The sequence below is a fragment of the Paraburkholderia sp. genome (assembly GCF_036488505.1).
Classification (GTDB): domain Bacteria; phylum Pseudomonadota; class Gammaproteobacteria; order Burkholderiales; family Burkholderiaceae; genus Paraburkholderia.
The window spans coordinates 1-24,629 of the sequence record NZ_DASXHN010000497.1; the positions used below are offsets into that span (position 1 = coordinate 1).

23 protein-coding genes and 1 pseudogene are annotated in these 24,629 nt (G+C 66.4%); 17 read left to right on the forward strand and 7 right to left on the reverse strand.

The window, feature by feature from the left end; all coding sequences use genetic code 11:
• Both VGH68_RS28360 and VGH68_RS28365 read right to left on the reverse strand, forming a co-directional pair.
• Window positions 1–435: pseudogene (locus VGH68_RS28360) on the reverse strand (glutathione S-transferase); the annotation flags it as partial.
• Between the two features lie 177 nt (window positions 436–612).
• The gene (locus VGH68_RS28365) at window positions 613–1,707 is read right to left on the reverse strand and encodes a YeiH family protein (RefSeq protein ID WP_331607053.1); all 1,095 of its coding nucleotides are present in this window, start codon (window positions 1,705–1,707) and stop codon (window positions 613–615) included.
• 125 nt (window positions 1,708–1,832) lie between these two features.
• On the opposite strand from VGH68_RS28365, the gene VGH68_RS28370 reads away from it, so the two are divergent.
• The 3 genes from VGH68_RS28370 to VGH68_RS28380 all read left to right on the forward strand — a co-directional run bounded on the left by VGH68_RS28370 (window position 1,833) and on the right by VGH68_RS28380 (window position 4,811).
• Window positions 1,833–2,741 (forward strand): LysR family transcriptional regulator, encoded by a 909-nt coding sequence (locus VGH68_RS28370; protein ID WP_331607054.1) that lies wholly within the window; start codon window positions 1,833–1,835, stop codon window positions 2,739–2,741.
• A gap of 184 nt (window positions 2,742–2,925) precedes the next feature.
• Window positions 2,926–3,711 (forward strand): sugar phosphate isomerase/epimerase family protein, encoded by a 786-nt coding sequence (locus tag VGH68_RS28375; protein WP_331607055.1) that lies wholly within the window; start codon window positions 2,926–2,928, stop codon window positions 3,709–3,711.
• 110 nt (window positions 3,712–3,821) lie between these two features.
• Window positions 3,822–4,811 (forward strand): sugar kinase, encoded by a 990-nt coding sequence (locus VGH68_RS28380; RefSeq protein WP_331607056.1) that lies wholly within the window; start codon window positions 3,822–3,824, stop codon window positions 4,809–4,811.
• Between the two features lie 53 nt (window positions 4,812–4,864).
• Here the strand turns inward: VGH68_RS28380 and VGH68_RS28385 are convergent, their stop codons facing one another.
• A complete protein-coding gene (locus tag VGH68_RS28385; protein ID WP_331607057.1) occupies window positions 4,865–5,005 on the reverse strand; it encodes a hypothetical protein in 141 nt (46 codons plus the stop codon).
• A 43-nt stretch (window positions 5,006–5,048) separates the two neighbouring features.
• On the opposite strand from VGH68_RS28385, the gene VGH68_RS28390 reads away from it, so the two are divergent.
• The 5 genes from VGH68_RS28390 (at window position 5,049) to VGH68_RS28410 (ending at window position 10,113) form a co-directional block, all read left to right on the forward strand.
• A complete protein-coding gene (locus tag VGH68_RS28390) occupies window positions 5,049–6,344 on the forward strand; it encodes an MFS transporter (RefSeq protein ID WP_331607058.1) in 1,296 nt (431 codons plus the stop codon).
• 4 nt (window positions 6,345–6,348) lie between these two features.
• The gene (locus VGH68_RS28395) at window positions 6,349–7,314 is read left to right on the forward strand and encodes a D-glycerate dehydrogenase (protein ID WP_331607059.1); all 966 of its coding nucleotides are present in this window, start codon (window positions 6,349–6,351) and stop codon (window positions 7,312–7,314) included.
• A 34-nt stretch (window positions 7,315–7,348) separates the two neighbouring features.
• Window positions 7,349–8,482 carry a LacI family DNA-binding transcriptional regulator gene (locus VGH68_RS28400; protein WP_331607060.1) on the forward strand — a complete coding sequence of 378 codons (1,134 nt, stop codon included), beginning with the start codon at window positions 7,349–7,351 and terminating at the stop codon, window positions 8,480–8,482.
• An 84-nt stretch (window positions 8,483–8,566) separates the two neighbouring features.
• The gene (locus VGH68_RS28405) at window positions 8,567–9,508 is read left to right on the forward strand and encodes a YhfC family intramembrane metalloprotease (RefSeq protein WP_331607061.1); all 942 of its coding nucleotides are present in this window, start codon (window positions 8,567–8,569) and stop codon (window positions 9,506–9,508) included.
• Between the two features lie 239 nt (window positions 9,509–9,747).
• Entirely contained in the window at window positions 9,748–10,113 is a 366-nt protein-coding gene (locus VGH68_RS28410; RefSeq protein ID WP_331607062.1) for a DUF3022 domain-containing protein, read from the forward strand.
• A 129-nt stretch (window positions 10,114–10,242) separates the two neighbouring features.
• On the opposite strand, the gene VGH68_RS28415 is transcribed toward VGH68_RS28410, so the two are convergent.
• Both VGH68_RS28415 and VGH68_RS28420 read right to left on the reverse strand, forming a co-directional pair.
• Complete coding sequence (locus VGH68_RS28415) at window positions 10,243–10,680, reverse strand: PGDYG domain-containing protein (protein WP_331607063.1); 438 nt, start codon at window positions 10,678–10,680, stop codon at window positions 10,243–10,245.
• A 236-nt stretch (window positions 10,681–10,916) separates the two neighbouring features.
• Window positions 10,917–11,441, reverse strand: a complete 525-nt coding sequence (locus VGH68_RS28420) for a Spy/CpxP family protein refolding chaperone (RefSeq protein WP_331607064.1) — start codon at window positions 11,439–11,441, stop codon at window positions 10,917–10,919.
• Window positions 11,442–11,820: 379 nt separating this feature from the next.
• Here VGH68_RS28420 and VGH68_RS28425 point away from each other — a divergent pair, with 379 nt between their 5' ends.
• The gene (locus tag VGH68_RS28425; RefSeq protein WP_331607065.1) at window positions 11,821–12,279 is read left to right on the forward strand and encodes an Lrp/AsnC family transcriptional regulator; all 459 of its coding nucleotides are present in this window, start codon (window positions 11,821–11,823) and stop codon (window positions 12,277–12,279) included.
• A 243-nt stretch (window positions 12,280–12,522) separates the two neighbouring features.
• Window positions 12,523–13,620, forward strand: a complete 1,098-nt coding sequence (locus VGH68_RS28430) for a saccharopine dehydrogenase family protein (RefSeq protein ID WP_331607066.1) — start codon at window positions 12,523–12,525, stop codon at window positions 13,618–13,620.
• A 195-nt stretch (window positions 13,621–13,815) separates the two neighbouring features.
• Here the strand turns inward: VGH68_RS28430 and VGH68_RS28435 are convergent, their stop codons facing one another.
• Both VGH68_RS28435 and cydX read right to left on the reverse strand, forming a co-directional pair.
• On the reverse strand, window positions 13,816–14,394 hold the full coding sequence (locus tag VGH68_RS28435; RefSeq protein WP_331607068.1) for an ATP-binding protein: 579 nt from the start codon (window positions 14,392–14,394) through the stop codon (window positions 13,816–13,818).
• A complete protein-coding gene (cydX, locus tag VGH68_RS28440; protein ID WP_331607070.1) occupies window positions 14,391–14,558 on the reverse strand; it encodes a cytochrome bd-I oxidase subunit CydX in 168 nt (55 codons plus the stop codon). Before cydX ends, VGH68_RS28435 begins: the two co-directional genes overlap by 4 nt.
• A gap of 492 nt (window positions 14,559–15,050) precedes the next feature.
• On the opposite strand from cydX, the gene corA reads away from it, so the two are divergent.
• The 7 genes from corA to VGH68_RS28475 form a co-directional block, all read left to right on the forward strand.
• Window positions 15,051–16,028, forward strand: a complete 978-nt coding sequence (gene corA / locus VGH68_RS28445) for a magnesium/cobalt transporter CorA (protein WP_331607071.1) — start codon at window positions 15,051–15,053, stop codon at window positions 16,026–16,028.
• A 363-nt stretch (window positions 16,029–16,391) separates the two neighbouring features.
• Window positions 16,392–17,366: a sugar ABC transporter substrate-binding protein gene (locus tag VGH68_RS28450; protein WP_331607072.1), complete on the forward strand. Its 975-nt coding sequence runs from the start codon at window positions 16,392–16,394 to the stop codon at window positions 17,364–17,366.
• A gap of 389 nt (window positions 17,367–17,755) precedes the next feature.
• Window positions 17,756–19,351, forward strand: a complete 1,596-nt coding sequence (locus VGH68_RS28455) for a sugar ABC transporter ATP-binding protein (protein ID WP_331607073.1) — start codon at window positions 17,756–17,758, stop codon at window positions 19,349–19,351.
• Window positions 19,348–20,415, forward strand: a complete 1,068-nt coding sequence (locus tag VGH68_RS28460; RefSeq protein ID WP_331607074.1) for an ABC transporter permease — start codon at window positions 19,348–19,350, stop codon at window positions 20,413–20,415. The genes VGH68_RS28455 and VGH68_RS28460 overlap by 4 nt, the downstream gene beginning before the upstream one ends.
• Window positions 20,416–20,624: 209 nt before the next feature.
• On the forward strand, window positions 20,625–21,668 hold the full coding sequence (locus tag VGH68_RS28465) for a LacI family DNA-binding transcriptional regulator (RefSeq protein ID WP_331607075.1): 1,044 nt from the start codon (window positions 20,625–20,627) through the stop codon (window positions 21,666–21,668).
• Between the two features lie 151 nt (window positions 21,669–21,819).
• Window positions 21,820–22,749, forward strand: coding sequence for a ribokinase (gene rbsK, locus VGH68_RS28470; protein ID WP_331607076.1), 930 nt, complete (start codon window positions 21,820–21,822; stop codon window positions 22,747–22,749).
• A gap of 416 nt (window positions 22,750–23,165) precedes the next feature.
• Window positions 23,166–24,629, forward strand: a 1,464-nt coding sequence (locus VGH68_RS28475) for a methyl-accepting chemotaxis protein (protein WP_331607077.1), incomplete at its 3' end; no start/stop codon positions are given.

Here is a 24,629-nt window from a genome sequence, read left to right on the forward strand (position 1 = left end):
AATGCGGTTGTCGATGAAGTCGTGCGCGCGCACTTTGGCCGCGTCTTTCTGGTCTTCGTAGTAAAGCGCGCTGGCGAGCGGGTGATGCGTGTCGTGGGCCTCGGTGACGACGTCGGCGATGGTCAGCTGCAGGCCGTTGGCCACGTAGCGCAGGCTTTCGACCTGGGGCGCGAGATTCAGCCTCGGTCCCAGATAGAACAGGATGTTGGCGGTCTGCGAGATCACCAGATCGCCGTCTTTCAGAAACGGCGGCGCGAACGGCGGATACGGCTCGTCGGGGCTCTGCATCAGCGTCATCATCGCGCCGGTGCCGAGACCCTTGGACGGCTTGCCGCGCGCGACTTCCACATACGCGGCGCCGGCTTCCTCGAGGGCCAGCCGCACGAATTCGCCGCGGCCTTGCAGGCCGTCCCAGTAGTACAGTTCCAGGCTCATCGATCGATCCTTATTCCGGTCGCCCCGGCGCCGCGTCAATGCAGCCATGCGCGCGACGCAGGGCGGGTTGCGGGAGCAACGTGCGCAGCAACGAGTATGCCGTGTGATCGCCCCGGATGGTGCGCCAGAATGCGCAAAACCCCGCGCGCGGCGGGGTGTCGGCGAAGGCGAGGAAGCCTAGCGGAACAGGTACTGGACGGTCCATGTGATGCCCAGTCCACCGGCAATCAACCATACATACAGGATCAACCCGGTGATCAGCGCTCGCGGGCCCGCTTCGCGAATCTGCGAGATCCGTGTTTCGATGCCGAGCGCGGTCATCGCCATCGTCAGCGCGAAGGTGTCGAGCAGATTCAGCGTCGAGGTCGCGCTCTGCGGCAGTACGTGCAGCGAATTGATCACGACGCAGCCGAGAAAGCCGAGCGCGAACCACGGAATCGCGAGCTTGCGCGGCGCGTGGCCGGCTACGCAATCGCGGCTGTCTTGCGCGCCGCGCGCGGCTCGGTTCACCCACAGACCGACTACCAGCAGTACGGGCACGAGCAGCATCACGCGGGTCATCTTGACGATCGTCGCGATATGCGTCGCTTCCGGGCTCACGTTGCTCGCCGCGCCGACCACCTGCGCGACCTCGTGAATCGTGCCACCGAAAAAGAGACCCGCGCCGACCGTATCGAGATGCAGCCAGCCCGCCTTGAACAGGACCGGATACAGAAACATCGACAGCGTGCCGAACAGTACGACACTGCCGACCGCCATCGCGCTCTTGTGCGGCTTCGATTGCAGCGTCGATTCAAACGCGAGCACGGCGGCGGCACCGCAGATCGCGCTGCCGGCCGCGGTCAGCAGCGCGGTATCGCGATCGAGCTTCATGATCTTCATGCCGGCCCATGTGCCGATCACGAGCGTGCTGACCACGATCAACACCGACTGCGTGAGGCCGGGCAGGCCCACTTGTGCGATCTCCTGCAAGCTCACGCGCAGACCGAAGAAGGCGACCGCGATGCGCAACAGCTTGCGCGCCGAGAAATTGACGCCTGCCGCCCAACTCGCCGGCATGCCGTCGCGCAGCGCGTTGCCGTAGATCGCGCCGGCCACGATGCCGACGATCAGCGGGCTGAGACCCAGCGCAGCAATCGCGGGGATCGCGGCGATTCGTGTGACGGCTGCGGCGAACAGCGCGACGAACAGCACGCCGTTGAGCTGCCCGCGCGTGGAAAGCGCTGGCGACGCGGCGGGCGTGACGCGGAGCGGTGCGGTGGGTGTGGACATGATGGGTTGCCTATCGCTTCGACTGCGTGACTGATTTCAATGGGTCTAATCCTAAATTAGATATATCGATATGAAAAATCATGATTTAGAATGCAAAATATCGGAGCAACGGATATTTCGACGAGATGACCCCCGATCAACTGATAACGTTCGCCGCCGTCGCCGAGCATCGCAATATCAGCCGGGCGGCGGTGGCCTTGCATTTGTCGCAGCCGGCGGTGTCGGGCCAGTTGCGGCAGTTGCAGGATGAATTCGGCGAGCCGCTGTATCAGCGCGATGGCCGTGGCGTGCGTCTGACCCCCGCGGGCGAGCAACTGGCGAGCTATGCGTCGCGGCTGCGCGATACCTGGCGGCAGGCGCACGCGTATCGCGACGCATTGCGCGGCCTCGAGCAGGGCACGCTGCGAATCGGCGCCAGCACGACGCCGGCGAGTTATCTGCTGCCGTATCTGATCGCCGACTTCCATCGCCGCTATCCGGACGTCACCGTGCAGGCCGCCGACGGCAACACGACCGAGATCGTCAGCGCGCTCGGTTCGGTCGATATCGCGATGATCGAAGGCCCGCCCGGCGACGATCTGCCGCCGGATACCGCGATCCATGCATGGCGCGAGGACGAAATCGTCGCGATCATGCCGCGCTCGCATCCGCTCGCGCAGCAGGCGGGCGACGGGCGGATCGAACTCGCGGCGTTCGGCGCCTATCCGCTGGTGCTACGCGAGGCGGGCTCGGGCGTGCGACAGGCCGTCGAGCGCGAGTTCGCGCGCGCCGGTGTGCCGATGCGCGTCGCGCTGGAGATCGCGGGTGTCGAAGGGGTCAAGGAGGCGGTGCGGGCCGGCATGGGCGTCGGCTTCGTGTCGGCGATGTCGATGCGCCACGAGAATGGCGCTTTGCGCCTGCTGTCGCTGAGCCCCCAGCCGTTGACACGCCGGTTGTCGATTCTCGTACCGCACGCGAGCGCGCCGTCGCGAGTGGTCGAGCGGTTTGTCGCGCTGTGTCTCGCGCACGATGATGGCACGTCGGCCGGTGGATGAGTCGCGCTGGGGCGCCGTAGCGCGGCCCAAGCGCGTGCCCGCTTCGCCTGGGGATTTTCTCTATGGCGCACAAGTTCGCCACCGCGCAGTATTCGCGCATCGGAAGCGCCTCGGCGCTTTTTTTCGAAACGCTTTTGGAACCGGTTCCATCGACCGTTTCGTCGCATGATTGAGTGGATTCGACATGTTTGAGGCAGTGGAGATCGTGATCGTCGCAAGCGCGTTCGGCATTGACGCGGTACGCACGGACGGTCATCTGGAGTGCGCGCAGGCGGCGAAGCGGGCCGGCGCGGCGGGTTTCGAAGTGCGCCGCGAGCTGTTCGCGAGTGACGTGCAGCTCAGCTTGCAACACCTGCGTTCGCTGGGCGAGGCGCTGACCGGCTTGGGGCTCTGGTCGGTGTTCTCGACGCCCGCCGCGCTGTACAGGTCGCAAGGCCGGCTCGACAGCGACGCGCTGCGGCTCGCGCTCGACGAAGCGGCCGCGCTCGGTGCGCGCTTCGTCAAGCTGCAACTGGGGGGCTTCAGCGGCACGGCCGATGGTGCGCAGATTGCTGCGCACGTGGCTGAACGGCTGGGCGGCGCGCATCCACGGCTGGTGGTCGAAAACGGCCAACTGGCCGAAGGCGGCTTTCCCGCGCACTTCGCTGAGCTGTTCGATGCGCTCGCGCGCGAAGGCCACGCCGGTCTACTTGGGATGACCTTCGACACCGGCAACTGGGCATGGCTCGACGTCGCGCCGCTCGAAGCGGCCGCGCGGCTCGCGCCACACGTCGAGTACATCCATTGCAAGACGGTCGCGGGGCAGGGTGCGCGACGCTTTGCGGTCGCGCCGGCCGACGATGACGCGCAATTCCGCGCGCTGCTCGACCGTCTGCCGCGCAATGTGCCGCGCGGCATCGAGTTTGCGTTCCACACAAGCCGGATCGACGCCGATGCCGCGCATTACGTTGACTGGCTAGCGCGGCTTTGAGCGGTGACGAGCCGCGCGACAAGAACGGCCATGGAGCATGAAGCACCGCCAGGCCCGCACTGCAAGCACCACGCAAAGCACCACTCAAAGCACCACCCAGGAGCCCCTGCATGACCCACCCGCATCCAGCCCTCGACGTCATCACCTACGGCGAAGCGATGGCGATGTTCGTCGCCGCCGAAACCGGTCCGCTCGCGGGCGTGGGGCACTTTACGAAGCGCATCGCCGGTGCCGATCTGAACGTCGCGATCGGCCTCGCGCGGCTGGGCTTCGAGGTGGGCTGGCTCAGCCGCGTCGGCGACGATTCGTTCGGCCAGTACGTGCGCGACACGCTGACGAAAGAGGGCATCGACCAGCGCTGCGTGAGCACCGACGCGCGCTATCCGACCGGTTTCCAGCTGAAGTCGAAAAACGACGACGGCAGCGACCCCGCGGTCGAATATTTCCGCAAGGGCTCGGCGGCCAGCCATCTGTCGCTCGACGACTATGTCGCCGATTACGTGCTGGGCGCGCGTCATCTGCATCTGACCGGCGTCGCGCCGGCGATCTCGGCGAGCTCGCGCGAACTGGCCTTCCATCTGGCGCGCGAAATGCGTGCCGCAGGCAAGGCGGTCTCGTTCGATCCGAATCTGCGCCCGACGCTGTGGCCGTCGCGCGCGGCGATGGTCGAAGGACTGAACGCGCTCGCCGCGCTGGCCGACTGGGTGCTGCCCGGCATCGGCGAGGGCGAGATCCTGACCGGCTACACGCAGCCGGAGGACATCGCAAAGTTTTACCTGGAGCGCGGCGCGCGTGGCGTGATCGTGAAGCTCGGCGCGCAGGGCGCGTACTACCGCACCGCGGGCGATGCCGCGATGATCGCCGGCCAGCCGGTCGACCGGGTGGTCGATACGGTGGGCGCGGGCGATGGCTTCGCCGTGGGCATCATCAGCGCGCTGCTGGAAGGGCGCACGCTCGCGCAGGCGGTCGCGCGCGGCAACCGGATCGGCGCGCTGGCGATCCAGGTGATCGGCGATTCGGAAGGCCTGCCGTGCCGTGCCGAACTGGACGCGCTGGAACGGGCCGCTGTGTCGGGCGTCGCGAGCGGGGCATCAGCGTGATGCGAGCCGAGCCGCGAGTCGAGCCCAAACCGCAGCCGAGCGAGCTGCGCACGCTACGCGGCGATGAACGCGTCGAGACCACGGCGGCAGCACGACGGCAGCACGACGACCGTAGTATCGCCGAGCGCAATCCGCATCGATAGCAACATCGACAACAACATCGATAACAACACGAGCGCGCGCAGCGTGCCCACCCTTTTCCATCATCGTTTCGGGACGCCGTTCAAGGAGACACCCATGACCTCATCGCTTGCGATTCGCCGCTGGTGGACGATCATGCCGATCGTGTTCATCACCTATAGCCTCGCGTATCTGGATCGCGCGAATTTCGGCTTCGCGTCGGCGGCCGGCATCAACCAGGACCTCGGCGTCAGTAAAGGGCTCGCGTCACTGATCGGCGCGCTGTTCTTCCTCGGCTATTTCTTCTTCCAGATTCCAGGTGCCATTTACGCCGAGCGCCGCAGCGTCAAAAAACTGGTGTTCTGGAGCCTGATCCTGTGGGGCGGCTGCGCCGCGCTCACCGGCATGGTCAGCAATATCCCGTCGCTGATGGCCATCCGCTTCGCGCTCGGCGTCGTCGAAGCCGCGGTGATGCCGGCGATGCTGATCTTCATCAGCAACTGGTTCACGAAGAACGAGCGCTCGCGCGCCAACACGTTCCTGATTCTCGGCAACCCGGTCACGGTGCTGTGGATGTCGGTCGTGTCCGGCTATCTGGTGCATTCGTTCGGCTGGCGCCAGATGTTCATCGCCGAGGGCGCGCCCGCGATCATCTGGGCGATCTGCTGGTGGTTCATCGTGAAGGACAAGCCGGAGCAGGTGTCCTGGCTCACGCAACAGGAAAAGGACCAGCTCGCGCAGACGCTGCGCGCCGAGCAGACCACGATCAAGCCAGTGCGCAACTACGCCGAAGCGTTCCGCACGCCGGCCGTCATCAAACTCAGCGCGCAGTATTTCTGCTGGAGCATCGGCGTGTACGGCTTCGTGCTGTGGTTGCCGTCGATCCTGAAGAACGGCTCGTCGTTTGGCATGGTCGAGACCGGCTGGCTGTCGGCGCTGCCGTATCTGGCCGCGACGATCGCGATGCTTGCAGCTTCGTGGGCATCGGATAAACTCGACCGCCGCAAGGTGTTCGTGTGGCCGTTCCTGCTGATCGGCGCGATCGCGTTCGCGGCGTCGTATGCAATCGGCTCGTCGCACTTCTGGTCGTCGTACGCGCTGCTGGTGATCGCGGGCGCCGCGATGTACGCGCCGTACGGCCCGTTCTTCGCGATCGTGCCGGAACTGCTGCCGAAGAACGTCGCAGGCGGCGCGATGGCATTGATCAACAGCATGGGCGCGCTCGGTTCGTTCGTCGGCTCGTACGTGGTCGGCTATCTGAACGGCGCGACCGGGACGCCCGCGGCATCGTACGTATTCATGAGCGTGGCGCTGGTCGCCGCGGTGATCCTGACACTGGCCGTCAAACCGGCCACCGCCGGGACCCGGTCCAAAGGCGCGGCCACGCTCGCCACCCCATCGCAAGGAAAGTAAGCTGATGAACAAGATCGTCGTCTGGAAGTCGCTGCCCGAGGACGTGCTCTCGTATCTGCAACAGCATGCTGAGGTCGTCGAGGTCGATCCCGCGCGCCACGACATGCTGGGCGCCGCGCTGCGCGACGCCGACGGCGGCATCGGCGCGAGTGTCGCGATCACGCCGGCGATGCTCGAAGGCGCGAGCCGGCTGAAGGCGTTGTCGACGATCTCGGTCGGCTACGACCAGTTCGACGTCGACGACCTCACGCGCCGCGGCATCGTGCTCGCGCACACGCCGGACGTGCTGACCGAATCGACCGCCGATACCGTGTTCTCGCTGATCCTCGCGTCCGCGCGCCGGGTCGTCGAACTGGCGGAATGGGTGAAGGCCGGGCAGTGGCGCGCGAGCATCGGGCCCGCGCAGTTTGGCCTCGACGTGCAGGGCAAGACACTCGGCATCGTCGGGCTCGGGCGCATCGGCGGCGCGGTCGCGCGGCGCGCGGCGCTCGGCTTCAATATGAAGGTGCTGTACACGAACCGTCATCCGAATCCGCATGCGGAACAGACATATCGCGCGCGGCGTGTCGAGCTGCCCGAACTGCTCGCGAGCGCGGATTTCGTCTGTCTGCAGGTGCCGCTCACGCCGCAGACCCGGCACATGATCGGCGCAGCCGAACTGCGCGCGATGAAGAAAAGCGCGATCCTGATCAACGCGTCGCGCGGCGCGACTGTCGACGAAGCGGCGCTGATCGACGCACTGCAAAACGGCACGATCCACGGCGCGGGCCTCGATGTGTTCCACACCGAACCGCTGCCGGCCGACTCGCCGTTGCTGAAGATGCCGAACGTGGTCGCGCTGCCGCATATCGGTTCGGCGACGCACGAGACGCGTCATGCGATGGCGCGCAACGCGGCGGAGAACCTGGTCGCCGCGCTCGACGGCACGTTGACGACGAATATCGTCAACCGTGACGTGCTGAAAAAGTGATGCGCAACGCGGCGCTGGCATCAGCGATGAGCCGATGAGCACCACGTCGGCACGCACGCCGCCCGCTGCGCCGCGCCGCGCGACCATCACCGACGTCGCGCGCGAAGCGGGCACCGGCAAGACCAGCATCTCGCGCTATCTGAACGGCGAGATCAGCGCGCTGTCGCCTGACTTGCGCGCGCGCATCGAAGCCGCGATCGCACGGCTCGACTACCAGCCGAACCAGATGGCGCGCGGGCTCAAGCGCGGGCGCAACCGCCTGATCGGCATGCTGGTCGCCGACCTCGCCAATCCGTATTCGGTCGAAGTGCTGCAAGGCGTCGAAGCCGCGTGTCATGCGCTCGGCCTGATGCCGCTGATCTGCCATGCGGCGAACGAAGTCGAAATGGAGCGGCGCTTTTTGCAACTGCTGACGACGTATCGCGTGGAAGGGGTGATCGTCAACGCGCTCGGCGTGCGCGAGGAAACGCTGCGGCCGGTCGGCGGTGGCGGGATTCCGGCCGTGCTCGTCGACCGGCGGGTGGAAGGACTCGTCGCCGATATGGTCGGCCTCGACAACGGCGCGGCCGCCGAACTCGGCACGCGGCATCTGCTCGAGCAGGGCTTCGAACAGATCTGGTTCGTCGTGCAGCCGTTCGAGCAGGTCAGTTCGCGGCAACTGCGCGTGCAGGCGTTCGAGCGCACGATGCACGCGCACGGCGGCGCAGCAGGTCGCTCACGTGGCCATACGCTGGTGCTGAATCTCGCGGAGGCGGCCGACGTCGAGCGCAGCCTGGCCGAGCTGGATCGCGCGCTCGCCGCGGTATGCGGCGGCGCTCGCGATACGCTCGCTGGCAGCGGCCGGCCGGGCGCGGAAGGTACCGGCACCGGCACCGGCACGCCCGCGCGCGTCGCGCTATTCGCGGCCAACGCGCCGGTCGCGCTGTGTCTCGCGCTGCACCTCAAGGCGCGTTACGGCGCGCACTGGCAAACACGCGTCGCGCTGCTGTCCATCGACGACCCCGACTGGGCCGAACTCGCCGGCATCACGACGATCCGCCAGCCGACCTGTGAGATCGGCTATCGCGCGGTCCAATTCCTGCACGAGCGCATCGAAGGCGCGCAGACGGGCGCGCGCGACTGCCTGCTGGCCGGCGAGCTGATCGTGCGCGCGTCGACGTCGCGCTGAGCGCCGGTCAATCTGCGATCATGCGGGGCTGCGGCGCGCAGCGGTTGCGCGCCGGTGATCGCCGCCACCCCGGCAAGGAAACTCATGCTCGTCGCACCGCTTACGCTTGCGAGCCTCGTGCTCGCGACGCTCGTCATCGCCGCTTTACCGTTCCTGATCTACCGCCAGTTACGCCAGCCACTCGCCCTCAGGCCGCGCGACGCGATCGCCGGCGTCGCGGTGTTCGCGCTGTTCGCGATGGTGATCGAGCGTGCGCTGCACGACTACCTGCTGCGCGGCAACCCGACGACGGCGGCGTTGCTGTCGAATCCCGTCGCGTTCGTCGTCTATGGGGCGCTGGCCGCGGGTGTCTGCGAGGAAGTGGGGCGGTTTCTCGGCATGCGGCTGCTCGTGAAGCGGGCGATGGCGCGGCCGGCGGCAAACCGACGCGCGCGGGCGACGGCGAGCACCAATGCGAGCGCTAATGCGGGTACCAACGCGAGCACCCGCACCGGCCTGAACCGCGACCTGAACGGCAGTGCAAACCGCGACGCGAGCGCGGATGCGCGCACCGCCGCGTTGCGCGCCGACGACGGCGCCGCGCTCGCCTACGGTCTCGGCCACGGCGGTGCGGAAGCGTGGATGGTCGGCGTGCTCGTGCAGCTTCAGTGGATCGTGTTCGCAATCCTCGAAAACCGCGGCCGGCTCAACGACTACCTCGGCAACCTGCCGGGCGAATCGGTGATGCGCGTGCATCTGATTCTCGCGAGCCTGACGCCCCAACTGGCCGGTATCTTCGCGCTCGAACGGGTGATTGCACTGGTCTTCCAGATTGGTCTGTCGGTGCTGATGTGGCGCGGCGTACGCGCCGGTTCGCGCGCTATCCTGCCGCTCGCGATCGTCGTGCATGCGTTGATCGACGTGCCCGCCGCGATGTCGCAGGCCGGCCTCGCGTCGCTCGCGATGGTCGATACGGTGTATGCGGTGGCGGCGGTGTTTGTCGCGGGATGGTTGATGCGGACTTACAGGCGCCCGGCCGTGGCGTAAGGCGGGTCTGGACCGGGTTCCTGGAAACCCGGCATCATCCGCAGAAGGCCCGCGCGATGCCTGCCTGATGCTTGCGTGAGGCCTGCCTGAAGCCAGCGTGTTGCCCGCCGAGGCCCTGCGTGAGGCCCCGCTGAGGCCTGCATCGGGCTCGCGTGCCTCGCTATCGCCCAAGCCTTTCTCTAAAATGCGCGTACGTTTCGGGATCCCCGTTTCAGGATCCTCATTTTCCGGCGGCCTTGATGGAAGCTTACCAATACGACTGCGCGCATCCCGAGTTTGAGGAGCTCGCGCGTGTCATCAGCGATCTGTTTCCCGAGCAGACGCAATTCATCGAGCGGGCGGCCGAAGACGGCATACCCGCGCTGACCATCCACTGGGTCGCGATGCGCTTCGGCTCGACTGCGCGCCGCATCGTGATGACGGTCGCGATCGCACCGGCCGCGCTCGCGCGTTATCGCGCGTTGCCGGCGCGCTTGCGCGGACGCAGCTTCGCGGTGCTGCGCGCGTACGTCGAAGCGAGCCTCGGCTCGCTCGAGGAAATATATGCGAACGGCGAAACCGTGCCGCGCGAAGTCACGGTCGATCTCGGCGACGAGTTCGCTTGATGTGTGGCGTGGCGTGGCGGAGCGTGGCGTTGCTTGCTGCGAGCGGGATGAACGGCGGGCGGGTTGAAGTGTGTTCGAGCGCGCGACCGGGGCCGCCTTGAAGCGGCCTTGCAGAAGCCTTGAAGCGCGTCAGTCCGCGAGCCGATACACCTTCGCGAAGCGCGCGGCCTGCACGACGCCGTAATCGCCCGGCGCGTATTGCATGACCCAGTCTCCGGCCGCGCCGTGCAACACGTCGCCGCCCTCGACGGAGCGGGCGAGCGAGAATGCTTCGTTCATCTGGCGCGCCAGCACGACGGCCGGGCGGTTGCGATAAGCGCCCGGTTCGCCGTGGGCGACGGCGGTGGCGGCCGGCAGATACCTGGCATCGAAACGGTCGCGCGAGACGACCCAGCGCTCGCCGCTGGAGCCGGTGATCAGCGCATCGCCGCGCGCATAGCGGTTCGGGCCTTCGAGGCTCATCAACTGACCTTCCGCAGCGGCGAATTCAACGCTTACCGTTTCGTCCTTGACGACGCGTCGCGCGTGCGGATCGTCACGCAAATCGAGATTCCTGAGTTCGGTCATGAAGCGCAAGGTGGTGGTGGAAGCAGGATGCAGTGCACGCCGTCGTGGCGAAGATGGTGCGCCGAGCCGTTGGTTCAGCGCAGCCGCTTTGCCATCGCAGCGCTCCCGAATCATGCCAGATCGGGTGGCTTCGCGAGGCGTCCCGAGATACGGATAGCCGCGACCGGTATCGTGAAAGCGGGCTAAACGATATCGACCCGCGGCGCGGCCAGCCACACCGCGGGCGCATGCTTTCGTTACGGCTTCACGATGGCGTCGCTAGCCGCGCCGGCCGCCGGCTTGTCTGACTTGCCCTTGCCGTGATGGCCGCGATGGTGATGGGCGCCTTCGGGGCCACCCTGATGGAAGGTCGCATCGGCGAGCTTCTTCTGCTCCGGCGACAGGCTGCCGTACAGCGGATCGAACGCATCGACCAGCTTCTTCATACCGTCCGCATGGGCCTGCGCGATCGTCGCGTACTGCTTCATGTCGTCGACCGCGCTGACGCTGGTGGCCGCCTTGCGCTGCTGGAACAACTGGCTCATCGTTTCGCCGTTGCTGCGCATTACATCGGCGAAGGTCTTCCATTGGGCTTCCTGCGCCGGGGTGATCTTCAATTGCGCATGCAGGTAGGCGATGCGGTCTTCGACGTTGCGCTCATAGCCGGCCTTCGCGGTGGCGGCCGAAGCGGTGTTGTCCGTCGCTGCCGTGGGCGCGGAAGCCTGAGCGAACGCGCCGCCCATCGAAACGGCAGTAGCCAGCATAACCAATGCTTTTTTCATCGAAACTCCTGATGTCTGTTCGTGTTGGGACCGGGCGCGCGCGGTGGTCCGCTACGCGCCGAGGGCGGGTAGCAGCGCACGGCGGGGCCGCTGCCGCATCCGCCCGTCGGCGCTATTAGTAACACGATATGCCTGCAATGCGGTTTCAGTGCGACAAACGCTTACAACAGAAACGAAAGCGAAACGGCCGGCGGCAGCGCCGCAGTGTCATCGCTGGCGGCGGCGTGGCGCCTGCATACCGCCGCTTCCGTTCGTTCCGGTTGTCACCAGGCGACGGTGTGCCGCGCGATTGCTAGCAAGTGGTCTCAACATCGCGCCGCGGGGCTACCGAGTCGCGCGATAATCCGCGACACGTCCGACCAACTTCTACCCCCCCTCGATGAGACCTCCGCGCCTCGATCAGCTCGACGACCTCGACCGCAACCTCGTGGCGCTGCTGCAGGCCAACGCCCGTGAAAGCGTCGCCAATCTCGCGCGCCAACTGGGTGTTGCTCGCACCACGGTGATCGCCCGCATCGCGCGGCTCGAGCGCAGCAACGTGATCGCCGGCTACGGTGTGCGGCTCGGCCAGGACGTGCTCGATTCGAGCATCGTCGCGTACGTCGGCATCATCATCGCGCCGAAGCACGGGCCGTCTGTGCAGAAGCGCCTCGCGAAGATGCCCGAGGTGCAACTGCTGTGCGCGGTGAGCGGCGAGTTCGACTATGTGGCGTGGCTGCGCGCCGATTCGCCGGAGCGGCTCAACGATCTGCTCGATCAGATCGGCGGTCTCGAAGGTGTCGAGCGCACCACGACGTCGATCATTCTCGCGCGCAAAATCGATCGCGGCATCGGATGAAGCCGCGCGCCCGGCCCGCCTGAGCGTCCGCTTCGTTCACGCCTTTTTTACGGACTTTCGACCAATCGACTGATCGAGTCGTCATAACGTCGAACCTCATCGTCATACCGCAGCACTTTGCGCGTATGAACTGTTTTTGCTTCTCCCTAAACTGTTGCTCGAGGGTTTGGCCCGCAGGCGCCGCGCGTCACGCTTGCGCGCTTGCAAGCTCGGCACAAGCACACGGATAACAAGGAGATGCAGATGAAAGTAGCGATCGTTGGCGCAGGTTTGATCGGTCACACCATTGCCCATATGCTGCGCGAGACCGGCGACTATGAAGCCGTCGCGTTCGACCGCGATCAGCACGCGCTCGACAAGCTCGCCGCCCAGGGCATTCCGACGCGCCGTGTCGATTCCGCCGACGCCGCCGCGCTGCGCGCCGCGATCCAGGGCTTCGACGTGCTGATCAACGCGCTGCCGTACTACCTGGCGGTGAACGTCGCATCGGCCGCGAAAGGTGCGGGCGTGCATTACTTCGACCTGACCGAAGACGTGCGCGCCACCCACGCAATCCGCGCGATCGCCGAAGATGCGGACCACGCGTTCATGCCGCAGTGCGGACTCGCGCCCGGCTTCATCGGCATCGCCGCGCACGAGCTCGCGAACCGCTTCACCGAAATCCGCGACGTGAAAATGCGCGTTGGCGCGCTGCCCGAATTCCCGACCAATGCGCTGAAATACAACCTGACGTGGAGCGTCGACGGTCTGATCAACGAATACTGCCAGCCGTGCGAGGCGATCCGCGACAGCCGCACGCAGTGGGTGCAGCCGCTCGAAGGCCTCGAACATTTTTCGCTCGACGGTACCGAATACGAAGCGTTCAATACGTCCGGCGGCCTGGGCACGCTGTGCGAAACCTTGTCCGGCCGGGTCGAATCGCTCGATTACAAGTCGGTGCGCTATCCGGGTCATCGCAACCTGATGCAGTTCCTGCTGGAAGACCTGCGTCTGTCGAGCGACCGCGACACGCTGAAGACGATCCTGCGCCGTTCCGTGCCGTCGACCGCACAGGACGTCGTGCTGGTCTTCATCACCGTGAGCGGCATGCGCGACGCTCAGCTGGTGCAGGAGGTGTTCACCCGCAAGATCTTCGCGAAAACCGTCTGCGGCGTACCGATGAGCGCGATCCAGATCACCACCGCTGGCGCGATGTGCGCGGTACTCGATCTGTTCCGCGAACGCAAGCTGCCGCAAAAGGGCTTCGTGCGTCAGGAGCAGGTGCCGCTCGGCGATTTCCTCGCGAACCGCTTCGGCAAGCTGTACGAAGGGCGGTCGCTGGAGATGATGGAGACAGTTTGAAGCGGATGACGAAGCGCGGCCGTTCAGCGCTTGCGGGGTGACGCGCGGCGATGGCGCTTCGGCGGTCCCCGGCCCCACTATCCCGGGCAGCAGCGCGCGACGCCCCGCTGACTTGCCGGCAACAATGCCCCGCGCTGCGGGGCATTTCATTTGTTGCGCGGCGCGCTGGCCGCTCACCAGCGTTTGCTTCAGCCGCTAGGCCACGATGCTGGCCACCAGCGCATCGTAATCCGCAGCCGTTGGCGCCGTGTTGTCGAACCTCAGCAGATCATCGCAGACCGCACCGCCCGGCACGAAGCGGCGCTGCCGGTATTCATCCCAGTGCGCTAGCTTGTACGCGTCGTTCGGATTCGCCCGCGCGACGATCCGCTGCCGCGCGGCCTCCTCCGACGTATGAACCCACACGACGCGCAGCGTCACGTCCGCCGCAACGCCGAGCCAGTGACGATCGAACAGCTTGCCCTCGCGCACTTCGCGCGAGAGCGGCCCGACCACCAGCGCGCTGATGCCCAGTTCGAGATTGTCGCGAGCGGTGTCGATGAGGCCGCGATATTCAGCGTCGCGCAGATGCTGGAGGAAGAGTGGACTGTCGCGGTCGTTCGCGTCGCCGGTCAGCATCGCCATCGCGGCGGCGCTGTAGCCGCCGTACAGCGTGTCCTTGTCGAGCAGACAGAACGGCGTGCCGGCCGCTTTCATCAACGGGCCGATCAGCCGTTTCGCGATGGCGGTCTTGCCGGTGCCGGCATGACCGCAGAAGAACACCAGCAAGCTCACGAACGCCTGTTCTCAGCGAGCGGGCTGGACGAGGCAGGGGCAGCGGGGGAGCCGGTGTGTTGCGGATCGCGCACGAACTTGCCATTGGTCTCCAGCCACATCACGTTGATGATGCCGAAGCCCAAGGCCACGCCAACGCCGAGAATCCATGTGAAATACCACATCGCAATCTCCTGGAGCACGCATCCTGCATCGGGCGGCGCGAGTCGCCATGCCGGCAAACGAAGGCGGCGAGCCGCTCGCGTCACCTCGTTTCAGCGATCATGAAGAAGAACGCGGCGCCATGCAAGGGGCGTCGCATTGGCTGCGCGATCGGGCGGAGTGACCGCCGATCCGGCGCGCACGAGTCGCGCGTCGGTGACGTTTGACGACGGTCACCGGATCCGCCTGCGGCGGGTCGCCCAGAGGCATGCGGATTTGCGCGCCGTTCATGCGTATGCTTTACGCTGCTCGTTCTGGCGCGTTAGTCACAATTAACAATTCGATACGCGCACCCGGCTGGCGGCGCCTTAACATGGCGGCTGTTCCCACCCGTGCCCCCGCGCGCTCATCGTTAATGCAGACGGATGTCCGGCTTATACGGTGTTACGAAAGGCTTTCAAAACGTTTGTCCATGAGCGCGGGCCGGTCCGTTTCGCTTGCAAGGTAATTCGAACATGCTGATCAATTGCGCCGCCTATCAAGACGGCCGGAAGCTCGCTGACATCGACATCGACAGCATCAGCGACTACGTCGCGCGCCCCGAGTGTTTCGTCTGGGTCGCGCTGAAGGATGCGAGCCCGGAAGAACTCGCGGTCATGAAAGACGAGTTCGACCTGCATGAACTCGCGATCGAGGATGCGCAACACGGCCATCAGCGGCCGAAGATCGAGGAATACGGCGACTGCCTGTTCACGGTGATGCACACGGTCGAAATGGACGACAACGGCGAGCTGCTGATCGGTGAGGTCGACGTGTTCGTCGGCAGCAACTACGTATTGTCGGTGCGCCGCGGCACGCGCGCCGGCTTCCAGAACGTGCGCGCGCGTTGCGAGCGCGAGCCGCACCTGCTGAAGGAAGGCTCGGCGTTCGTGCTATATGCGCTGATCGACGACGTGGTCGACCGTTATTTCCCGATTATCGAGGCGATGAGCACGGAGCTCGAACAACTCGAAGACCGAATTTTCGACAGGAACGATTCGGCCGCCTCGCGCGCGATCGTGCAGGACCTGTACTCGATGAAGCGCCGGCTGGTGATTCTGCAGCACCATATCGCGCCGTTGCAGGAAGCGGTCAGCAAGCTCACCGGTGGGCGCATTCCGAGCGTGTGTGCGGGGATGCAGACGTATTTCCGGGACGTCTACGACCACCTGGACCGGATCGTCAGGACCATCGAGGGCCGCCGCGAGATCGTCGTGACCGCGGTACAGGTGAACCTCGGCATGATCTCGCTTGCGGAGAGCGAAATCACCAAGCGGCTCGGCTCGTTCGCCGCGCTATTCGCGGTGCCGACGATGATCGCGGGCATCTACGGGATGAACTTCGAGCGGATCCCCGAATTGCATTTTAAGTACGGGTACCCGGTCGTTCTGCTGGTCATGATCGCAATCGACGTCGTACTGTACCGGCGCTTTCGCAAGGCGGGATGGCTGTAGTGCACGGGCAGGCGGGCCTGCGAACGCAAAAGCGGCCCCGCGCACGCGGCCGCGCATCGGGCTCGTCGAACGCGCCACGGCCGCCGCGTTGCTATTGCACCGCCATTTCCCCTTGCACCGCGCGCAATAAAGGGCCAGCATAAGCAGCCCGCGCGTTGCGTCGCCAGTCGCGATCGAGCGCACGCGTCACATCGCCGCATCGCCGCATCGCCGCATCGCCGCATCGGTTACGCGGCCAACGCGACGCAATGGCGCGAATCGTTGACATGCCGAAAGGCTTGCCCCGAGAATAGCCATCGCAAACGTTTGCGCGTGAAAAAGAAACACGGCTCGCCCGCGAGCCCGACAACCTAGGAGATACGCATGAGCCATCGGATCCGTCGCCGCATGCTTGCCGCCGCAGTTCTCGTCACCGCCTCCGCCGTATTGCCATTCTCCGCCGCGCACGCGCAGAACGCGCCGGCTCATAAACCCAAGGTTGCACTCGTGATGAAGTCGCTCGCGAACGAGTTCTTCCTGACCATGGAAAACGGCGCGAAGGATTATCAGAAACACAACCCCGGCCAGTTCGACCTGATCACGAACGGCATCAAGGATGAAACCGACACCGCTAACCAGATCCGCATCGTCGAGCAGATGATCGTGTCGAAGGTCGATGCGATCGTGCTCGCGCCGGCCGATTCGAAGGCGCTGGTGCCGGTCGTGAAGAAGGCGGTCGACGCGGGCATCATCGTCGTCAACATCGATAACCGGCTCGACGAGGACGTGCTGAAGTCGAAGGACCTGAAGGTGCCGTTCGTCGGCCCGGACAACGCCAAGGGCGCGCAGAAGGTCGGCGACTACCTAGCAAAGCGCCTGAAGTCTGGCGACGAGGTCGGCATCATCGAAGGAGTATCGACCACCACCAACGCGCAGCAGCGCACCGCCGGCTTCAAGGCCGCGATGCAGACGGTCGGCGCGAAGGTCGTGTCGGTGCAGTCGGGCGAATGGGAAATCGACAAGGGCAACGCGGTTGCCGCGGCCATGCTCAACGAGTATCCGAACCTGAAGGCGCTGCTCGCCGGCAACGACAATATGGCGATCGGCGCGGTGTCGGCGGTGCGCGCGGCCGGCAAGCAGGGCAAGGTTCTGGTGGTCGGCTACGACAACATCAACGCGATCCACCCGATGCTCAAGGACGGCCGCGTGCTCGCTACCGCCGATCAATACGCGGCCAAGCAGGCCGTGTTCGGCATGGACACCGCGCTGAAGGCGTTGAGCGAGCACAAGAACCAGTCACAGTTATCGGGCGTCGTTGAAACGCCGGTCGTTCTTGTGACGAAAGACACGCTGAAATAACCGGCCGCAACGCGCGCCGCGCCGGTCGCGACACACGCGAGCCGAGCGCCGGCGCGCGGCGCCCAGCCGCTCGATCAGTGTCGGCAAGACCGGCCGCTTCAGCGCAAAGGCGCACGCTCCAGCAAAAAATGCCGCAAAAGCACCAGACCTCATCACAGCAGCGGCGCGGCATCCGGGGAGGCCGCATTTATTCAACGAACGCTCAAGAAATCCGCCGCGCGGCCGTTAATATCAGAGATAAACGTCATGACGGCGGCCGCGCGGTGAGAGGAAACGCGGCGATAAGTGTCCACGCGTTGCGCGCATTGGGCCGGCATGACTCGTGGCGACGAGCCGCGGTTTCGTCAGGCCATGACGAACCGCCGCAGCGCCACGGAACCAGGATCGCGATGGATTCAAACGACCACGACGCCTTGCCTGTCGTACTGTCCGTCAGCGGTATCGGCAAGCGTTATGCCGAGCCGGTGCTGGCGGACGTCTCGCTGTCGCTGCGCGCGGGCGAGGTATTGGCGCTGACCGGCGAAAACGGCGCGGGCAAGAGCACGTTATCGAAAATCATCGGCGGGCTGATCGAGCCGAGCGCGGGCACGATGCGTCTGGCCGGCGCGCCGTACCTGCCCGCGAGCCGCACAGAAGCCGAAGCGCTCGGCGTGCGCATGGTGATGCAGGAACTCAATCTGCTGCCGACGCTGTCGGTGGCCGAGAACCTGTTCCTGAACCGGCTGCCGCGCGCCGGCGCGCTCAGCTTTGGCTGGATCGACCGGCGCCTGCTGCGCGAGAACGCGCGCGACGCGATGGCGCAGGTCGGGCTCGATGCTATCGATCCGGACACGCTGGTCGGCGAACTGGGCATCGGCCATCAGCAGATGGTCGAGATCGCCCGCAATCTGATCGACGACTGCCGCGTGCTGATCCTCGACGAACCGACCGCGATGCTGACCGCGCGCGAAGTCGATCTGCTGTTCGAGCAGATCGAGCGGCTCAAGGCGCGCGGCGTCGCGCTCGTCTATATCTCGCACCGGCTGGAGGAACTCGCCCGAGTGGCCGAACGGGTCGCGGTGCTGCGCGACGGACGCCTCGTGCACGTCGATGCGATGGCCAACCTGAGCAGCGAGCAGATCGTCACCTGGATGGTCGGGCGCGAGCTTGGCGAACATATCGATCTCGGCGAGCGCAGGCTCGGCGCGCCGCTTCTGAAGCTCGAGCGGCTCACGCGCGGCAAGCTGGTGCGCGACGTGTCCTTCGAGGTGCGCGCGGGCGAGATTTTCGGCGTCAGCGGCCTGATCGGCGCGGGCCGTACCGAGCTGATGCGGCTGATCTACGGCGCCGACCCGAAGGACGGCGGGACGGTGTCGCTGGCCGCGACGCCGGGCGCGCCGCCCACGCCGGTGCGCATCGACACGCCGGCCGACGCGGTGCGCGCGGGCATCGCGCTGATCACCGAGGATCGCAAGGGCGAAGGGCTGTTGCTGCCGCAGCCGATCGCGGCCAACGTGTCGCTCGGCAATCTCGGCAGCGTCGCGCGGCATGGCCTCGTCGACGCCCGGCGCGAAAACGCGCTCGCGCAGAAGCAGATCGACGCGATGCGGATTCGCAGTTCGGGGCCGGGTCAGATCGTCGGTGAGCTGTCGGGCGGCAACCAGCAGAAGGTCGTGATCGGCCGCTGGCTGGCGCGCGAGTGCCGCGTGCTGCTGTTCGACGAACCGACGCGCGGCATCGACGTCGGCGCGAAGTTCGACATCTACGGCCTGATGGGCGCGCTCGCCCGCGAAGGCCGCGCGCTCGTCGTGGTGTCGAGCGATCTGCGCGAGCTGATGCGGATCTGCGACCGGATCGGCGTGATGTCCGCCGGCCGCATGACGGGCATCTTCGAGCGCGCGAGCTGGAGCCAGGATGTGCTACTGGCCGCCGCGTTCGCCGGCTATCGCAGCCGCGACGCGCTGCTGCATCCGCATAGCAACAACGAAGCACGGAGTCTGTCATGACCGATCGATCGTGGCGTGAAGCGGCAGGCGCGAAGCAGGCTGACGAGCAAGGCGGGGCGCAACGCGGACTGCCCGCCGCGCCGGGCACCGACCCGTCGGCCCCGCTCGCGAGCGGCAAGCCGGCCGGCACGCGGCTCGGCTTGTCGAACTACCTGGGTCTCGTGGGCGCGTTGCTCGCGATGATCGTGCTGTTTTCGCTGCTGAGTTCGCACTTCCTGACCTACGACACGTTCAGCACGATCGCGAATCAGATTCCGGACCTCGTCGTGATGTCGGTGGGAATGACCTTCGTGCTGATCATCGCGGGAATCGATCTGTCGGTGGGTTCGGTGCTGGCGCTCGGGGCGTCGGTGGTGAGCGTGGCCGCGCTGAAATGGGGCTGGGGGCCGCTACCGTCGGCGCTGCTCGGCGTCGCGGCCGCGGCGCTGACCGGCACCGTGACGGGCGCGGTGACAGTGGGCTGGCGGATTCCGTCGTTCATCGTGTCGCTGGGCGTGCTGGAAGCGGCGCGCGGCCTCGCGTACCAGATGACCAATTCGCGCACCGCGTATATCGGCGACGCGTTCGACTTCCTGTCGAACCCGCTCGCGCTGCGCATTTCGCCGGCCTTCCTGATCGCGGTCGTGGTGATGGTGGTCGCGCAACTGGTGCTCACGCGCACGGTGTTCGGCCGCTATCTCGTCGGCATCGGCACGAACGAGGAGGCGGTGCGGCTCGCGGGCGTCAATCCGCGGCCCTACAAGGTGATCGTGTTCGCGCTGATGGGGGCGCTGTCGGGGCTCGCGGCGCTGTTTCAGATCTCGCGCCTCGAGGCGGCCGACCCGAACGCGGGCGTCGGCATGGAACTGCAGGTGATCGCCGCGGTCGTGATTGGTGGCACGAGTCTGATGGGCGGGCGCGGCTCCGTCATCAGCACGTTCTTTGGCGTGTTGATCATTTCGGTGCTGGCCGCGGGGCTCGCGCAGATCGGCGCGAATGAGCCCACCAAGCGGATGATTACCGGCGCGGTGATCGTGGTGGCGGTGGTGCTGGATACATACCGCAGCCGCCGCAAGCGCGGGTGAAGGGCGTGGGCAGGCTGGCGGGCAGCGGTGCGCCGGGCGCGGTGATGAACGAGTCGGTCCGCCTTCGACGAAGGCGCCCGATGGGTCGCGAGGCTTGCAACGGTTTTGCATGAAATCGGAGTCACCGGCTCCGATCGAGGGCAATGAGACTGCATGGGGTGGCAGTGAGCGTTAAAGCGCCCAGTGCCATCGACAGGAGAGCAACAGGTATGGCGACGATCAAGGATGTGGCAGCCGTGGCAGGGGTGTCGTTCACGACGGTATCGCACGTGGTGAACAACTCGCGGCCGGTGTCGGCGGACGTGCGCGCGAAAGTCGAGCACGCGATCCGGCAACTGCACTATGTGCCGTCGGCGGTCGCGCGCTCGCTGAAATCGCGCGCGACGGCGACCATCGGGCTGGTGGTGCCGAACAGCACGAACCCATATTTCGCGGAGCTCGCGCGCGGCATCGAGGACGGCTGCTCGCGCAACGGCTACTGCGTGTTCTTCTGCAACTCCGACGACGACCCGGCCAAGCAGCGCCACTACCTGCGCGTGCTGCAGGAAAAGCGCATCGACGGGCTGATCGTCGCGTCCGCGGGCGACGACGCGGTGCTCGCGCAGGCCCTTGCCGACGCGCACGAGCCGCTCGTCGTGGTGGATCGCAATATCGAAGGGCTCAACGCGGACCTCGTGCAGATCGATCACGAAAAGGGCGCCTATCTCGCGACCCGCCATCTGCTCGAACTCGGACACGTGCGCATCGGCTGCATCACCGGGCCGGTGCAGACCGCGGTCAGCGCGATGCGCGTGCACGGCTTTATCCGCGCGATGGCGGAGCGCGGGATCGAGATCCCGGCCGAAGCGATCGTCGAAAGCGACTTTTCCGGGACGGGCGGACATCGCGCGGCCGCGCAGCTATTCGAGACGGTCAAGCCGTCGGCGATTTTTGCGGGCAACGACATGATGGGCATCGGCGCGCTGCGCGCGGCGGCCGAGCGCAATATCAGCGTGCCGCGCGACTGCTCGATCATCGGTTTCGACGATATCGAGCTAGGGCGCTTCACGTTCCCGTCGCTGTCGACGGTCGGGCAGTCGGTGCGCGCGCTCGGTGACATGGCCGCGCAGACGCTGATCGAGCGCATTGCCGCCGCGTCGGGCGCCCACAGCGTGCGCCCGCCCGCGCGGCGGCGGGTCGTGTCGCCGCGGCTGATCGTGCGCGAATCGACCGCCGCGTGGGCAGGCGAGCGACGGCGGGACCTGGCGGCGTGAGCGCGCGTTGATCGAAGTGGTCGACGGGCGCCGGCGCACGTCGGCGGGATGGGCGCGCAGGCGTGCCTGAACCGGCGGCGAGCGCCGCCACGGCGCGGCAAGCGTGCGAGACATCCATCTTGATCGACCGCGCGCAACGGAGGACAAACAAGTGGCAAGCAACGAAACGCGCTCACGCGTGACGGTGGTCGGCAGTCTGAACATGGACCTGGTGGTGCGCGCGCCGCGCTTGCCGCAGCCGGGCGAGACGCTGGCCGGCCGCACTTTCGCGCAGGTCGCGGGCGGTAAGGGCGGCAACCAGGCGGTCGCGGCCGCGCGGCTCGGGGCGCGGGTGTCGATGCTGGGCTGCGTCGGCGCCGATGCGAACGGCGCGCAGTTGCGCGCGGGCCTCGAAGCGGAGGGCATCGACTGCGCGGCGCTCGAAACCGGCACGCAGCCGAGCGGCGTGGCGCTGATCGTCGTCGACGACGCGAGCCAGAACACGATCGTGATCGTCGCCGGCAGCAACGGCGAGGTGACGCCCGAGGCGATCGCCCGTCACGAGGCGGTGCTCGGCGCCGCCGATGTGGTGATCTGCCAGCTCGAAACGCCGCCGGCGTCAGTGCACGCGGCGCTCGCCGCGGCGCGGCGGCTCGGCAAAACGGTCATCCTCAATCCCGCGCCCGCCACCGGGCCGTTGCCGGCCGACTGGCTGCCGCTGATCGACTACCTGATTCCGAACGAACTCGAAGCGGCCGCGCTGACCGGCCTGCCGGTCGATTCGCCCGGCGACGCGGCGAAAGCCGCCGCCGTGCTGCGCGCGGCCGGCGCGCGCAACGTGCTGGTTACGCTTGGCGCGCGCGGCGTGCTCGCGGCGCTGGACGGCGCTCCCGCGACGCTGTACGACGCACCGCAAGTCGAGGCGGTCGATACGACCGCGGCCGGCGACACCTTCATCGGCGGTCTGGCCGCGCAACTCGCGCAGCGCGCGAGCGTCGACGCGGCGATTCGCTTCGCGCAGCGGGCCGCGGCGCTGTCAGTCACGCGCGCCGGCGCGCAGCCTTCCATTCCGACCGGTGCCGAAGTCGATGCCTCTATCTGACCAGCCCACGGCTGCGCTACCTTTGCGTGGCCGTTCGCCGCGTCTCTACATCACGCGGCGGGTGGTTTGCGTGCCGGCGAATCCACACGCGATGCCGCCAGTCACGCTCGATGAGCGTGCACTGCGGCCGCATCACGCATCCACTGCGCAACTTGCTGACGCTCCGGCATCCAAATCGGCGCTATGACAACGGTGGAGTGCGTCGCTCGGCGTGTGACGAAGTTGCCGATCGAGCGTACATGTTGCTTTCAACTCCATCTAACGTCTTTCTTCACACCTTACGAATGCTTCAAGTCTGCCGCGGCAATGCCGTAAACGCAGCTACAGCGCGGCAGTTTGAGCCGTCTCGAAAAGCGCCCGGAGCGGGCTTGCGCGCATCACGCGGAGCCATCTTTTTGCAAAGCACAGGACATAGCATGTTGAATAAAGGCATCACGATCAAGGCGCGAATCGGTCTCACGATGGCGTTCCTCGCTGCGTTGCTGGTAGTGACCGGCGTGTTCGGTCTGTTCGGTATGGGCCATTCGAACGACGCCTACAAGGACACGTTCACCAACGCGATGCCGGGCGCGGTCGATATCGGCAACGCCGAAATGTATGCGGCGCGCGAGCGGCTCGCGCTCGATCGCGCCGCGTTCATGGCCGGCACGCCCGAGGCCGCGTCGACGATCGACCGCGGACGCATGCTGCGCGGGGTGTCCGACATGTGGTGGAAAAAGTATCTCGACCTGCCGCGCGGCGCCGACGAAGACCGGCTCGCGCAGATCGTGGCCGCGAAGCGCACCACGTTGCGGGAACGGCTGGACGGATTCGCGGCCGCGATAGCGGCGAACGAGCAGGCCAAGCTGGTCGATGACGCGAAAGGTTTGCAGGTGGCTTTCAACGAGCTGGTCGACGCCGACGACGCGCTGCGCAAATTGCAGTTCGAGTCCGCGCAACAGGGCTTCGACGCCGCGCAGAGCAGCTACGCGATATTCCGCATGGTCAGCATCGTCGCGGTGGTGACCGGCCTGATCGCGGCGGCGTTCTCATACCTGACGTTAAGCCGCGCGATCGGCCGTCCGCTCGACGAAGCGCTCGGCCACTTCGACGCGATCGCGGCTGGCGACCTGCGCCGCCCGGTGGTCGTCACGTCGCGCGACGAAATGGGGCGATTGCTGGACGGCATCGCCAGGATGCAGCGCAGCCTGATCGAGACGGTACGTTCGGTGAGGAGCGGCAGCGAGTCGATCGCGACCGCGACGCGGCAGATCGCGGCCGGCAATATCGATCTGTCGTCGCGCACCGAGGAACAGGCGTCGGCGCTGCAGGAAACCGCGTCGAGCATGGATCAGCTGACCGGCACCGTCAAACAGAATGCCGACAACGCGCGCCAGGCCAGCTCGCTCGCGGCCAATGCGTCGGAGATCGCCAACAAGGGCAGCGCGGTGGTCGGTCAGGTGGTCGGCACGATGGGCGACATCAACCAGAGCTCGGCGAAGATCGCCGACATCATCTCGATCATCGAGGGCATTGCGTTCCAGACCAATATTCTCGCGCTGAATGCGGCCGTCGAGGCAGCCCGCGCCGGCGAGGAAGGACGGGGCTTCGCGGTGGTCGCGGGCGAAGTGCGCAGCCTCGCGCAGCGCTCGTCGGCGGCGGCCAAGGAAATAAAGGAGCTGATCGATACGTCGGTCGAGCGCGTGCAGTCGGGCTCGGCGCTGGTCGACGAGGCCGGGCGCACGATGACCGAGATCATCAGCGCGGTGCAGCGCGTGACCGACATCATGGGCGAGATCGCGGCGGCGTCGGAGGAACAGAGCGGCGGCATCGACCAGGTGGCGCGCGCGGTCACGCAGATGGACGAGGTGACGCAGCAGAATGCCGCGCTGGTCGAAGAA

What these genes read in the sequence shown, in the direction of transcription:
- VGH68_RS28455 (WP_331607073.1), top strand. Translation starts at nt 17,756, where the DNA reads ATGGATTCAAACGACCACGACGCCTTGCCTGTCGTACTGTCCGTCAGC.
- VGH68_RS28415 (WP_331607063.1), bottom strand. Translation starts at nt 10,680, where the DNA reads ATGACCGAACTCAGGAATCTCGATTTGCGTGACGATCCGCACGCGCGA.
- VGH68_RS28375 (WP_331607055.1), top strand. Translation starts at nt 2,926, where the DNA reads ATGTTTGAGGCAGTGGAGATCGTGATCGTCGCAAGCGCGTTCGGCATT.
- VGH68_RS28450 (WP_331607072.1), top strand. Translation starts at nt 16,392, where the DNA reads ATGAGCCATCGGATCCGTCGCCGCATGCTTGCCGCCGCAGTTCTCGTC.
- cydX (WP_331607070.1), bottom strand. Translation starts at nt 14,558, where the DNA reads ATGTGGTATTTCACATGGATTCTCGGCGTTGGCGTGGCCTTGGGCTTC.
- VGH68_RS28380 (WP_331607056.1), top strand. Translation starts at nt 3,822, where the DNA reads ATGACCCACCCGCATCCAGCCCTCGACGTCATCACCTACGGCGAAGCG.
- VGH68_RS28460 (WP_331607074.1), top strand. Translation starts at nt 19,348, where the DNA reads ATGACCGATCGATCGTGGCGTGAAGCGGCAGGCGCGAAGCAGGCTGAC.
- VGH68_RS28430 (WP_331607066.1), top strand. Translation starts at nt 12,523, where the DNA reads ATGAAAGTAGCGATCGTTGGCGCAGGTTTGATCGGTCACACCATTGCC.
- VGH68_RS28465 (WP_331607075.1), top strand. Translation starts at nt 20,625, where the DNA reads ATGGCGACGATCAAGGATGTGGCAGCCGTGGCAGGGGTGTCGTTCACG.
- VGH68_RS28405 (WP_331607061.1), top strand. Translation starts at nt 8,567, where the DNA reads ATGCTCGTCGCACCGCTTACGCTTGCGAGCCTCGTGCTCGCGACGCTC.
- VGH68_RS28395 (WP_331607059.1), top strand. Translation starts at nt 6,349, where the DNA reads ATGAACAAGATCGTCGTCTGGAAGTCGCTGCCCGAGGACGTGCTCTCG.
- VGH68_RS28410 (WP_331607062.1), top strand. Translation starts at nt 9,748, where the DNA reads ATGGAAGCTTACCAATACGACTGCGCGCATCCCGAGTTTGAGGAGCTC.
- VGH68_RS28390 (WP_331607058.1), top strand. Translation starts at nt 5,049, where the DNA reads ATGACCTCATCGCTTGCGATTCGCCGCTGGTGGACGATCATGCCGATC.
- VGH68_RS28370 (WP_331607054.1), top strand. Translation starts at nt 1,833, where the DNA reads ATGACCCCCGATCAACTGATAACGTTCGCCGCCGTCGCCGAGCATCGC.
- corA (WP_331607071.1), top strand. Translation starts at nt 15,051, where the DNA reads ATGCTGATCAATTGCGCCGCCTATCAAGACGGCCGGAAGCTCGCTGAC.
- VGH68_RS28425 (WP_331607065.1), top strand. Translation starts at nt 11,821, where the DNA reads ATGAGACCTCCGCGCCTCGATCAGCTCGACGACCTCGACCGCAACCTC.
- VGH68_RS28365 (WP_331607053.1), bottom strand. Translation starts at nt 1,707, where the DNA reads ATGTCCACACCCACCGCACCGCTCCGCGTCACGCCCGCCGCGTCGCCA.
- VGH68_RS28400 (WP_331607060.1), top strand. Translation starts at nt 7,349, where the DNA reads ATGAGCACCACGTCGGCACGCACGCCGCCCGCTGCGCCGCGCCGCGCG.
- VGH68_RS28420 (WP_331607064.1), bottom strand. Translation starts at nt 11,441, where the DNA reads ATGAAAAAAGCATTGGTTATGCTGGCTACTGCCGTTTCGATGGGCGGC.